The sequence below is a fragment of the Ideonella sp. sgz306126 genome (assembly GCF_056032705.1).
This window is the reverse complement of sequence record NZ_JBVYWP010000004.1, coordinates 227,280-239,146: the sequence shown is the minus strand read 5'-3', so window position 1 is coordinate 239,146 and position 11,867 is coordinate 227,280. Positions and strand designations below refer to the sequence as shown.

Genomic DNA, 11,867 nt, shown 5'->3' with positions numbered 1-11,867 from the left:
CGGCTTACCAGCTCACGTCCCGATCGGGCGTCGCGCCGATGCGGTGGATGGACAGGTCCGCCCCTTCGTATTCCTCCTCGGGCGACAGGCGCAGGCCGAGCAGGGCCTTGATCGTGCCGTAGACCACCAGCCCGCCGAACAGCGCCCAAGCCACCCCGGCGGCGGTGCCGATCAGCTGCGCCGCCAGCGTGACGCCGCCGCGACCGCCCAGCGCCGTCTGCCCGAAGATGCCGCAGGCCACGCCGCCCCAGGCGCCGCACAGGCCGTGCAGCGGCCAGACTCCCAGCACGTCGTCGATCTTCCACTTGTTCTGGGTCAGCGTGAACAGGCTGACGAAGATCGCCCCGGCCACGCCGCCCACCACCAGCGCGCCCACCGGGTGCATCAGGTCGGAACCGGCGCACACGGCCACCAGCCCGGCGAGCGGACCGTTGTAGGCGAAGCCGGGGTCGTTCTTGCCCAGCACGACCGCCACCAGCGTGCCGCCGACCATGGCCATCAGCGAGTTCACCGCCACCAGGCCGGAGATCTTGTCGATGGTCTGCGCACTCATCACGTTGAAGCCGAACCAGCCCACGGTCAGGATCCACGCGCCCAGTGCCAGAAACGGGATGCTCGACGGCGGATGCGCGCTGATCGCCCCGTCCTTGCGGTAGCGGTTGGCGCGCGCCCCCAGCAACAGCACCGCCGCCAGGCCGATCCAGCCGCCCACGGCATGCACCACCACGCTGCCGGCGAAGTCGTGGAACTCGGCACCGGCCGCGGCCTGGAGCCAGGCCTGGAAGCCGAATCGCCCCCCCCATGCCGCGCCCTCGAACAACGGGTAGATCAGACCGACGATCACCGCCGTGGCCATCAGCTGCGGCATGAAGCGTGCGCGCTCGGCGATGCCGCCCGAGACGATCGCCGGGATCGCGGCGGCGAAGGTCAGCAGGAAGAAGAAGCGCACCAGCTCGAAGCCGTTCTTCGCCGCCAGCACCTCGGCGCCGCTGAAGAAGCTGACGCCATAGGCCACGGTGTAGCCGACGAAGAAATAGGCGATCGTCGAGATCGAGAAATCGACCAGGATCTTGACCAGGGCATTGACCTGGTTCTTCTTGCGCACCGTGCCCAATTCCAGAAAGGCGAAGCCCGCGTGCATCGCCAGCACCATGATGGCGCCCAACAAAATGAACAAGGCATCACTGCCTTGCTTGACCTGATCCATGCATCGTCTCCTGTGAGCTGCGCGTCACGGTGCCACGCACCAAGCCGCGCCAAAGCGCACCACGAAAGCAAGTGACATGCCGTCTTCGGTGCGCTCAAAGCTCAGGATGCCGGCCGTGATGCACCGGACATCATCGTCAATGCACCACTTTGATCATTTGATGCAATCTATTGGTGCATTCAGCGCGGCGAGGATCGGTCGGTCCGGCGGCGAACGGTGGCGCCCGACCTCGTTGGGGTCATGCCTCGACCGCAGCCGGGTCACGCGCGGGGTCGACCTCGTTTTCGGCGAACGCCCGCCCGCCCGCCGCCAGCGCGGAATGGGGGCGGCGGGACTGGAGCAGCGGGTAGAACATCTCGACGAACCAGCGTTCCTTGCCGAACAGCAGGTCGTCCTGCAAACCCACCTGGGCCGGATAGCGGCGCGTGATCTTCGCGGTGCCGAAGATCAGGTCCCAGACGAACAGCAGGTTGCCGAAATTGCCCTTGTAGTGACCGATGCCGTCACCGTTGGTCAGCGCGTGGTGCGCCCAGTGCGTGGCGGGCGTGGACACCGTGCGCTCCACGATCCAGGCCAGTGGGTGCAATGCCCGGTGGCGGTACAGCGCCCGGTCCCACGGAACGGCGGCATGCGCCCCCAGGATCACCGTCAGCTTGACCACGATGTAGACGAGGTAGACGCCGCCCAGGCCGAGGTAGATCAGCACGCCGGAGATCCACAGGCCCGGCATCATCAGGTAGTAGAAGAAATTGTTGCGGTAGGTGACGCGCACGCTCATGTAGTGCGCCGTGTGGTGGGCACGGTGCAGTGGCCACAGCAACGGCGTGTGCGATGCACGGTGCCATGCGTACTGGGTCAAGTCGTCGCCCACCAGGAAGACGCCCGCCATCGCCCACCAGGGCCACTGTGCCCAGGCGCCATGCGCTTCGGGCATCGCCCAGGCGCACAGCCTGCCGACCAACCCGAACACCAGCGGTTGCACCACGGCCAGCAAGGCCAGCAGCATCGCGGCGTCGAGCTTGTTGTCGTCCGGCGTGGCTCGAAAAGTCCGGTAGCGGCCCGAGAAGAATTCGACCGCCGCGAAGCCGAGGAAGATGGCGCTCAGCAGCAGGTTCTGGGTCAGGTTCATCGCGATGTCTCCAGTCGTTTGACCTTTGAGGCCTGAATGCCTTCGGTCTCGGTTCTTGTGCCGAGCGAATGGTGGGTGAAGACCCCGATCACGTCCAATGCATAGTCGGCTAAAAATCAATGCACTGCATGCATTGATCGGCCCATGAACCTTCGACGCCTCACCCACCTCGTGGCCCTGGCCGACAAGCGCAACTTCGCCCGTGCCGCCGAACACCTGCATCTGAGCCAGCCGGCGCTGAGCCGCAGCATCCAGGCGGCCGAGGCCGAGTTCGGCCTGCGCCTGTTCGACCGCGGCACGCTGGAGGTCTTGCCGACGCCGGCCGGCGAGTTCGTGATCGAGCGCGCCCGGCGCCTGGTGTTCGACAGCCGCTGCCTGAGCCGCGACGTCGACCTGTACCGCGAGCGCGTGCTGGGCGACACGGCGTTCGGGGTTGGCCCGTACGCCGCCGCCACCTTCCTGAGCGACTTGCTGATCGATCTGCGACGCAGCCATCCTGCCGTTCACCTGCGCGTCGAGGTCGGCAACTGGGCGCGCCTGGCCCGGCGCTTGCGCGACGAGGACATCGAATTCCTGGTGGCCGATACCCGCGACATCCCGCCCGACCCGGCCTTGTTCGTCCGCCCGTTCCGGCACGAGGCCGGCGGCTTCTTTGTCCGAGCCGGCCACCCGTTGGCAGGCGGCGGCGCGGTGGCGCTGTCGACCTTGTGGTCCCACGGCGTCGCTTCGGTGCGGCTGCCGCAGGCGGTGCGCGATACGCTGGCGGCCTTGCTGGGGTTGGCTGCGAACGCGCCGCTGCCGCTGGCCATCGAATGCGACAACGCCGAGCTTCTCATCGAGGTGGTGCTGAACACCGACACCGTGCTGGCGGCGACCCATGCGGTCGTCGCCCACGAGGTCGCGCAAGCGCGCATGGTGGCGCTGACCGTGCCCGAATTGCCACCGCTGGGCGCCTCCATGAGCATCGTGACGCTGCGAGGCCGCACGCCCTCGCCGATGGCCGATCTGATCGTGCGGCGCCTGCCCGGAGGGGACACCCGGCCGCCGTCGGCAGCAGGCGCATGAACGGCGCGCGACCGGGTGCTCACGCGGCCGGGCGCCCGCCTCAGATCTGCTCGGGCGAGCGCACGGCCACCAGCACGACCTCGCCGCGTTCCTCGCGCGGGCGGTGCCGCAGCCACCAGACGCCGCCCTTCTTGATCGCCCACGGCATCAGTTCGGCCTCGTGGTGGCCGGCCAGGCGGGCACCGGTCATCAGGTAGGCCGCGGCCAGACCCAAGGTGGGCTGATGGCCCACGACCAGCACCGGTTCACGCGCATCGGGCCAGCGCGCGGCGGCCAGCAGTCCGCCCACGGTGCCGTCGGGCGCCAAGGCCTCCAGCAGCTTGAACTTGCGGCCGAGCGCTTCGGCGGTCTGCTGAGCCCGCAGCGCCGGGCTGGACAGCACCCGCGTGCCCTCGGGCAGGAAGCGGTTCAGCCAATCGGCCACCCGGCGGGCCTGCTTGAGGCCCTTGGGCGTCAGGCCACGGGCGGGGTCGTCGATGCCGGCGGACAGTTCTTCCGCGTCGGCATGGCGCCAGAGGATCAGATCCATCGTCGGTCCCGCCATCTCAAGCTTCGCTGCCGCGGCCGCGCCGGGCACCGAAATGCGCCATCAAGGCCTGCTGGGCGCTGATGCCCTGCTGGCTGATGCGGGTGTAATGGCCGTCGGGCTGCAGCGTCCAGGCGTCGCGTGTGTCGTGCAGATAAGGCACCAGGCATTCGTCGATCACGCGCTGGCGCAAGGCCGCATCGCGGACCGGCCAGGCCAGCTCGACGCGGCGGAACATGTTGCGGCTCATCCAGTCGGCGCTCGACAAATACAGCACCTCGTCGGCGTCGCCGGGGCCCCAGCGGAAATACATCACCCGCGAATGTTCGAGAAAACGGCCGACCACCGAACGCACGCGGATGTTCTCGGTCAGCCCCGGCACCCCCGGCGGCAGCATGCAGGCGCCGCGCACGATCAGGTCGATCTGCACGCCGGCCTGCGAGGCCTGCTGCAGGGCTTCGATCAGCGCCGGGTCGGTCAGCGCGTTGAACTTGGCGACGATGCGCGCCGGCCGGCCGGCGCGCGCCGCCGCCGCCACCTGGGCGCAGTGGCGCACCAGCCGGCGATGCAGCACGAAGGGCGCAGTGAGCAGGTGCTGCGGCGGGCGCACCCGGGTCAGGCTGGCGATCTGCTGGAAGACGCCGTCGGCGTCGGCGGTGATGCCGGGATCGGCGGTCAGGTAGCCCACGTCGGTGTACAGGCGCGCGGTCCTGGGGTTGTAGTTGCCGGTGGACAGGTGCACGTAGCGGCGCAGGCTGACCTTGCCGCGCGGCGTGGTCTCGCGGCGCGTCACCAGCAGCAGCTTGGCATGGGTCTTCAGGCCGACGATGCCGTAGACCACCTGCGCGCCCACCGCCTCCAGCCGCTCGGCCCAGTTGATGTTGGCCTCCTCGTCGAAGCGGGCCTTCAGCTCGACCACGGCCATGACTTCCTTGCCGCGCCGCGCCGCCTCGATCAGCAGGTCCATCAGCACCGATTGCGCGCCGGTGCGGTAGATCGTCTGGCGGATCGCCAGCACGTCCGGGTCCTCCACCGCCTGGCGCAGGAACTCGATCACCGGATCGAAGCTCTCGAACGGGTGGTGCAGCAGGATGTCACGCTGGCGCAAGGTGTCGAAGAACGAAGCGTCGCGGCCGATCGTGTCGACCGGCCAGACCGGCTCGTGCGGCAGGAAGCGCAGCCGCGACCCGGGCAGGTCGTCGGCCTGGTCGATCAGTTGGTTCAGCCGCACCAGGTTGACCGGACCGTTGACGCGGTACAGCGCCGCCTCGGGCAGCTTGAACTGCTCCAGCAGAAAGCGCCACAAGGCCTCCGGGCAGCTGCGCACCACCTCCAGCCGGATCGCCTGGCCGAAATGGCGCGTGGTCAGGCCGGTCCGCAGCGCCTGGCGCAGGTTGGTGACCTCTTCCTCGTCCACGTCCAGGTCGGAGTCGCGGGTGACGCGGAACTGCGAGAACGACTCGACGCTGCGCCCCGGAAACAGCCGCTCCAGGTGCGCCCGGATCACGCTGGACAGCAGCACGAAGCCTTGCTGGCCCGGCTCGCAGACCTCGGCCGGCAGGCGGATCACCCGCGGCAGCACCCGCGGTACCTTGACGATCGCGATCGTGTTCTCGCGCCCGAAGGCGTCGCGGCCGCTCAGGCGCACGATGAAATTCAGCGACTTGTTTGCCACCTGCGGGAACGGGTGGGACGGGTCCAGCCCGACCGGCATCAGCAGTGGTCGCACCTCGCGCTCGAAGAAGCGGTCGACCCAGCGCCGCTGCGCCGGGCTGCGCTCGGCATGGTTGATCACGACCAGGCCCTGGCGCATCAGCGCCGGCGTCAGCTCGTCGTTGAACAGCGCGTACTGCTCGTCGATGATCGCGTGCGCCTGGGCCGCCACCGCCGCCAGATCGGCCCGGGTGGCATCGCTGTCATTGGCGCGCGCCGCCTCCAGCGTGTCGGCGAAGCGGACCTCGAAGAACTCGTCGAGGTTCGACGAGACGATGGTGATGTAGCGCAGCCGCTCCAGCAGGGGCACGTCGCTGCGGCGGGCCTGCGCGAGCACGCGCCGGTTGAATTCGAGAATCGTCTGCTCGCGGTTCAGCAGCGCGAGGCCCACGGCGGGCTTGTCCGGCTCAGAGGTCATTAGCGGAAGTTTATGTAAGCATCATGACGAGGCGGTGACAGACCGCCGCCCCCCGGCCAAGCGGGCAAGGCTGGAGCGATCATAGGCCGCCCCTGCCGCAGCCGGCGTCAGCGCCAGGGCAGGCTCAGGCGGGCCAGCAGGCCGGCTTCGGCCGGACCGGGCCGCCCCACCGGAGCCGCCGCCCCGGCGGCCGGCATGGCCGCGGCGGGCACACTGATGCGGCGCGCCTGGTGTGACCAGTCGAGGATCGCCAGCTGGCCGTCCGGATGCTCGACCAGCGCCGTCAGGCTCTCCACCCAGTCGCCGTCGTTGGCATACAGGATGCCGTCGATCTCGCGCATCTCGGCATGGTGGATGTGACCGCAGACGACACCTTGCACGCCGCGCTTGCGCGCCTCGCGGGCGACCGCCACCTCGAAATCGCTGACGTAGCTGACCGCCCGCTTGACCTTGAGCTTCAGGTACTTCGACAGGCTCCAGTACGGCAGGCCGAACTTGGCCCGCAGATGGTTCAGGTAGCGATTGAGCCGCAGCGTGAACTCGTACAGGCTGTCGCCCACGTAAGCCAGCCATTTGGCGCACTGGATCACGCCGTCGAACAGATCGCCGTGGGTGATCCACAGCCGCCGGCCATCGGCCGTGGTGTGCAGCCATTCCTCGGCCACCTCGACGCCGCCGAAGCTGTGGCCCAGGTACTTGCGCGCGAACTCGTCGTGGTTGCCCGGGACGAAGATCACCCGCGTGCCTTTGCGCGCCTTGCGCAGCAACTTCTGCAGCACGTCGTTGTGCGCCTGCGGCCAGTACCAGCTGCGGCGCAGCTGCCAGCCGTCGATGATGTCGCCGACCAGGAACAGCGTCTCGCATTCGGTGAGCCGCAGAAAGTCCAACAGCGCCTCGGCCTGGCAGCCGGGGGTGCCGAGGTGGATGTCCGAGATCCAGATCGTGCGGTAGTGCTGGAGCGCCTCGTCGGGCACCGATGCGGAAGTGTCGGACGTCGCGGGGGCTTCTTGCATGAGCCCGCATCGTGGCGGCTCCCGGTGACCCGCGCATGACCTGTCCGTGACGGATCGGTGAAACCGGGCGCAGCGCGCCAGGTCCGGCCGTGCTCAGAGAAACAAGCCCTGCAGGTCGCTGAGGAAGTCGAATCCGCGCGCCGTAGGCCTCAACCGCCGCCGGCCGAGGTCGCCCTCGGCTTCCAGCAGGCCGCGCTCGATCGCCTGCTTCACCCCGCGCGCCAGCGCCGACGGCGGCAGGCCGGTGCGATCGCCGAACAGCGACTCGTCGAAGCCATCGCGCAGCCGGAGGGCGTTGAGCATGAATTCGAAGGGCAAGGCCTGGCGCGCGACCTCCTCGTGGTTCGACATCGCCGAGCCGGCCAGCGCCTGGCGCATGTAGGTCTCGGGCTCGCGCCACTTGACTTGCCTGACCACCCGGTGCGGGAAGCTGAGCTTGCCGTGCGCCCCGGCGCCCAGGCCCAGGTAGTCGCCGAACTGCCAGTAGTTCAGGTTGTGGCGGGCCGCGTGACCGGCCCGCGCGAAGGCCGATACCTCGTAGCGCCGCAGGCCGGCCTGACCGGTCAGCTCGACCAGGCGATCGAGCATGTCGGCACTGGTGTCCTCGTCCGGCAGCACCGGCGGGCGGCGCGCGAATTCGGTGTTCGGCTCCAGCGTCAGGTGGTAGAGCGACAGGTGCGGCGGCTGGAACGCCAGCGCGGTGCGCAGGTCGTCCTCCATCTGCACCAGCGTCTGGCCGGGCAGCGCATACATCAGGTCGAGGTTGAAGGTCTCGAAGCTGGCCGCGGCCTCGGCCACGGCGGCCAGCGCCTGCGCGCGGTCGTGGACCCGGCCCAGCGCGGCCAAGTGGGCGTCGTTGAAGCTCTGGACGCCGATCGACAGCCGCGTCACGCCAGCGGCGCGATAGGCCTGGAAACGATCGGTCTCGAAGGTGCCGGGGTTGGCCTCCAGCGTCACCTCGCAGCCGGGTTGCAGCGGCAGCAGCGAACGCAGGTCGCTCAGCAGCCGGGCGATGCCTTCGGGCGAGAACAGGCTGGGCGTGCCGCCGCCGATGAAGACGGTGTGCACCGGCCGGCCCCAGACCAGCGGCAGGCTGGCCTCCAGATCGGCGCGCAGGGCGTCGAGGTAGCGCGCCTCGGGCAGATCGCGCCGGCCGGTGCCGCGACCGGACCGGGCCACCGCCGCCTGCCCCGGCAACGACACCGGCACGGCAACCGGCCCTTCAGCCGATGGCAAGGCGTGCGAGTTGAAGTCGCAATAGGGGCATTTCTTGAGGCACCACGGCAGGTGGACGTAGACCGACAGCGGAGGCAGCGAGGGCAGTTGCAGCGTGCCCGGACGCAGGTAGTGCTCGACGCTGGCCGGATTCGCCGCCGCCGTGGGGGACGGTGACCCCGGTTCCCCGGGCGGCGGGGCGGGACTCATGCCGCAGCGCCCAGATGCCAGGCCTTGCGCATCAGCGGGATCATCTGCGCGACGGCCAGCGCGCGGTGGCTCTGGGCGTTCTTCACCGCCGAGGGCAGCGATGCCACGGTGGACTGCAGCGCGGCGATGTACATCAGCGGGTCGTAGCCGAAACCGCCCTGCCCCTGCGGCGCTGGCAGTATCGTGCCGTCCCAGCGGCCGAAGGCGATCAGCGGCTCGGGATCGTCTGCCGAACGCAGCGCCACCAGCGCGCAGACGAAGGCGGCCCGACGGTCGGACACGCCTTGCAGTCGACTCAGCAGCAGCCGGTTGTTGGCCTCGTCCTGGCACGCGCGGCGGGCCTCGCGCGCCGTCCCGGTGGGCACCTCGCACAGCGCATAGACGGCACTTTGCACACCGGGCTGACCGCCGAGCGCGTCGACGCACAGGCCGGAATCGTCGGCGATGGCGGGCAGGCCGGTGCACTGCGCGGCATGGCGCGCCTTGGCCAGCGCGTTCTCGATGAAGGTGGGGTGCGGTTCCTCGGCCTCGGCCACACCCAGCGATCCTTGGTTCACCAGCTCGATCGGCAGCACGCCCAGCAGGGCCTGCAGCTCGGCAAGCTTCTTGGCATTGTTCGACGCCAGCACCAGCCTCATGCCGGCCCCCTCAACGGGAAAGCGGCAGCGCCAGGGCCGCCCGCTGCTCAGCCACCAGCGTGGCGATGCCGTCGCTGGCGAGTTGCAGCAGCTGGTTCATCTCGTCGCGGCTGAAGGCGGCGCCCTCGGCCGTGCCCTGGACCTCGACGAAGCCGCCCGAGCCGGTCATCACGACGTTCATGTCGGTGTCGCAGGCGGCATCCTCGACGTATTCCAGGTCCAGCAGCGGCGTGCCGTCGACGATGCCCACCGAGACCGCCGCGACCTGGTCGACGATGGGCGAGGCCGCGAGCTTGCCGCTGGCCAGCAGCGTCTGGACCGCATCCTGGGCGGCCACGAAGGCACCGGTGATCGCGGCGGTGCGGGTGCCGCCATCGGCCTGCAGCACGTCGCAGTCGAGCGTGATGGTGCGTTCGCCGAGAAGCCGGAGATCGAACACGCAGCGCAAGGAGCGGCCGATCAGGCGCTGGATCTCCTGCGTGCGGCCGCTCTGCTTGCCGCGCGCGGCCTCGCGGTCGCTGCGGGTGTGGGTGGCGCGCGGCAGCATGCCGTACTCGGCGGTCACCCAGCCTTCGCCGCTGCCCTTCTTGTGCGGCGGCACGCGTTCCTCCACCGAGGCGGTGCAGAGCACCCGCGTCTGGCCGAACTCGATCAGCACCGAGCCCTCGGCGTGGCAGGTGTAGCCGCGGGTGATGCGCAAGGGGCGCAGCGCGTTGGCGGCCCGGTTCTGGGTGCGTTGAAAGCTCATGAGCGAGGTCCTGTCTTGAAAATGGCCAACGGGCCCGGGGGCCCGTTGGTGGAAGGGGGGGCGGCGATGCTCAGCTTCGCCGCGACGACGAGCGACGGATCGCCTCGTTGATTTCGCGGATCGAGCGCTCGATCTCGGCCTCGTCGAGATCGGCCTGCAGCCCATCGGTGAAGCTGGCCTGGATGGTGGAGGCGAACACCTCTTCGCCGAGGCTGCGGGTGGAGATGCCGGCACTGCTGTCCTGGTCTTCGGCCGCTTCCCACTCCACCGCCAGCACCGTGACATTGTCGCTGTGGGCGCCGCCGTTGCGCAGGGCCTGCTCGACCATTTCCGGCACCGCGTCGGACAGCGGTCGGGTGACCAGCAGCTTGACGATGTCGTCGTCGGGCAGCGAGCTCCACAGCCCGTCCGAGCACACCAGCACGCGGTCGCCCGGCTGCATCACGGTGGGCCCGGCGGTGTCGACCACCGGCTTGCCGGGACTGCCCAGGCAGGTGAACAGCACCGAGCGGTTGAAGCGCGCGTCGATCGGCACCACCTGGGCGAGCGACTGCTGCAGCTCGGTGTAGGAATGGTCGCGGGTACGCGCCGCCAGCTTGCCGTCGCGCACCAGGTAGAGGCGCGAATCGCCGCAATGGGCCCAGTAGGCGGAACGGCCCTGGATCACGCAGGCCACGACGGTCGTGCGCGGCGTGTCCACGAGGCCCTTCTCGGTGGCATAGCGCAGCAACTGGTGGTGGCCGGCCAGGATGGCGTCCTGGAGGAACTTGATCGGGTTCTTCAGCGCCGGCTTGGCCTCGCGCTGGAAGGTCGAGGCCAGGGTCTGCAAGGCCAGCTGCGCCGCCACCTCGCCTTCGGGATGGCCGCCCATGCCGTCGGCCAGCGCGAACAGGCCCGAATCCCGCGTGTAGCAATAGCCCATGCGGTCTTCGTTGTTTTCGCGGCCGCCCTTGCGGCTGACCTGGTAGACGGAGAACCTCATCGCGATCGTGTCTTGGCAAGTCCGGCCGGGCTCAGCCCCGGCTGCCGGATTTCAGGTTTTCGATCTGCAGCTTCAATCGTTCGGTGAAGCTTAGCGAGGTATAGCGCCGTTCGGTCTCCCGAGAAAGCTCCTTTTGCAGGGCAAATACGCTTTGAGGGCGGGACAGCGGGTCGAGCGACATGCACCATTCGGCCACTTCGATCAGGTTGTCGGAGTAGGTGTTTCGCATGCGCGAGAGCGTCAGCGGCAGGCGGTCCTTGTCGATGCGCTGGGGCGCGTCGTTGGGCGGGTAGCCCTGCATGCAGGCGTAGATGCAGGCGCCGATGGCGTAGATGTCGGTCCAGGGCCCCAGCGAGCCGTCGCGGCGGTACATCTCGGGCGCGGCAAAACCGGGCGTGTACATCGGCCGGATGAAGTTGCCCTCCTTGGACAGCACCTCGCGCGCCGCGCCGAAATCGAGCAGCACGGCCTTGTTGTCGTTGGTGATGAAGATGTTGGCCGGTTTGATGTCCAGGTGCAGCATCTTGTGCTGGTGGACGATGCGCAGGCCGCGCAGGATTTCGTCGAACAGGCTTCGGATCGTGGACTCGCGGAAGACCTTCTCGCGCTTGAGGTCGCGGGCGGTGACGATGAAATCCTGCAAGGTGTCGCCCTGCAGGTAGTTCATCACCATGTAGACGGTCTCGTTCTCGCGGAAGAAGTTCAGCACCGACACGACGCTGGCGTGCGAGATCTGCGCCAGCGAGCGGCCTTCTTCGAAGAAGCTCTTCAGGCCCAGGCGGTAGAGCGGCTGCTTCTCGGGCCGGACGCGGGGAATGAGCTCGCCGGGCGATCGCTCGGCCAGCGAGGCCGGCAGGTATTCCTTGAGTGCCACCAGGTGGCGCGTCTCGTCTTCGGCGAGGTAGACCACGCCGAACCCGCCGGCTGCCAGTTTCTTGATGATCTGGTAGCCACCGACCACGGTGCCCGCGGGCAACGGGGAAGGTTTGGGCTTTGACATAAT

Annotated in this window: 11 protein-coding genes; 1 reads left to right on the top strand and 10 read right to left on the bottom strand. The window is 68.9% G+C overall.

What is annotated here, in order from left to right; translation table 11 throughout:
• Positions 1 to 4: 4 nt before the first annotated feature.
• Together AC0N04_RS13495 and AC0N04_RS13490 are read right to left on the bottom strand one after the other, a co-directional pair.
• The gene (locus AC0N04_RS13495) at positions 5 to 1,207 is read right to left on the bottom strand and encodes an ammonium transporter (RefSeq protein WP_474282478.1); all 1,203 of its coding nucleotides are present in this window, start codon (positions 1,205 to 1,207) and stop codon (positions 5 to 7) included.
• 238 nt (positions 1,208 to 1,445) lie between these two features.
• Positions 1,446 to 2,336 carry a sterol desaturase family protein gene (locus tag AC0N04_RS13490; protein ID WP_474282476.1) on the bottom strand — a complete coding sequence of 297 codons (891 nt, stop codon included), beginning with the start codon at positions 2,334 to 2,336 and terminating at the stop codon, positions 1,446 to 1,448.
• Positions 2,337 to 2,480: 144 nt separating this feature from the next.
• On the opposite strand from AC0N04_RS13490, the gene AC0N04_RS13485 reads away from it, so the two are divergent.
• On the top strand, positions 2,481 to 3,401 hold the full coding sequence (locus AC0N04_RS13485; RefSeq protein ID WP_474282474.1) for a LysR family transcriptional regulator: 921 nt from the start codon (positions 2,481 to 2,483) through the stop codon (positions 3,399 to 3,401).
• Positions 3,402 to 3,441: 40 nt separating this feature from the next.
• Here the strand turns inward: AC0N04_RS13485 and sixA are convergent, their stop codons facing one another.
• From sixA to AC0N04_RS13445, 8 genes are all read right to left on the bottom strand, one after another.
• Positions 3,442 to 3,930: a phosphohistidine phosphatase SixA gene (gene sixA, locus AC0N04_RS13480; protein WP_474282471.1), complete on the bottom strand. Its 489-nt coding sequence runs from the start codon at positions 3,928 to 3,930 to the stop codon at positions 3,442 to 3,444.
• A 16-nt stretch (positions 3,931 to 3,946) separates the two neighbouring features.
• Complete coding sequence (ppk1, locus tag AC0N04_RS13475; RefSeq protein WP_474282469.1) at positions 3,947 to 6,058, bottom strand: polyphosphate kinase 1; 2,112 nt, start codon at positions 6,056 to 6,058, stop codon at positions 3,947 to 3,949.
• Positions 6,059 to 6,165: 107 nt separating this feature from the next.
• Positions 6,166 to 7,071, bottom strand: a complete 906-nt coding sequence (locus tag AC0N04_RS13470; protein ID WP_474282467.1) for a UDP-2,3-diacylglucosamine diphosphatase — start codon at positions 7,069 to 7,071, stop codon at positions 6,166 to 6,168.
• Positions 7,072 to 7,164: 93 nt separating this feature from the next.
• Positions 7,165 to 8,496, bottom strand: coding sequence for a radical SAM family heme chaperone HemW (gene hemW, locus AC0N04_RS13465; protein WP_474282465.1), 1,332 nt, complete (start codon positions 8,494 to 8,496; stop codon positions 7,165 to 7,167).
• Positions 8,493 to 9,134: a non-canonical purine NTP pyrophosphatase gene (locus tag AC0N04_RS13460; RefSeq protein ID WP_474282463.1), complete on the bottom strand. Its 642-nt coding sequence runs from the start codon at positions 9,132 to 9,134 to the stop codon at positions 8,493 to 8,495. Before AC0N04_RS13460 ends, hemW begins: the two co-directional genes overlap by 4 nt.
• A 10-nt stretch (positions 9,135 to 9,144) precedes the next feature.
• The gene (rph, locus tag AC0N04_RS13455) at positions 9,145 to 9,882 is read right to left on the bottom strand and encodes a ribonuclease PH (protein WP_474282461.1); all 738 of its coding nucleotides are present in this window, start codon (positions 9,880 to 9,882) and stop codon (positions 9,145 to 9,147) included.
• 70 nt (positions 9,883 to 9,952) lie between these two features.
• On the bottom strand, positions 9,953 to 10,864 hold the full coding sequence (locus AC0N04_RS13450; protein WP_474282459.1) for a PP2C family protein-serine/threonine phosphatase: 912 nt from the start codon (positions 10,862 to 10,864) through the stop codon (positions 9,953 to 9,955).
• A 31-nt stretch (positions 10,865 to 10,895) separates the two neighbouring features.
• On the bottom strand, positions 10,896 to 11,864 hold the full coding sequence (locus AC0N04_RS13445; protein ID WP_474282457.1) for a serine/threonine protein kinase: 969 nt from the start codon (positions 11,862 to 11,864) through the stop codon (positions 10,896 to 10,898).
• Positions 11,865 to 11,867: the final 3 nt, after the last annotated feature.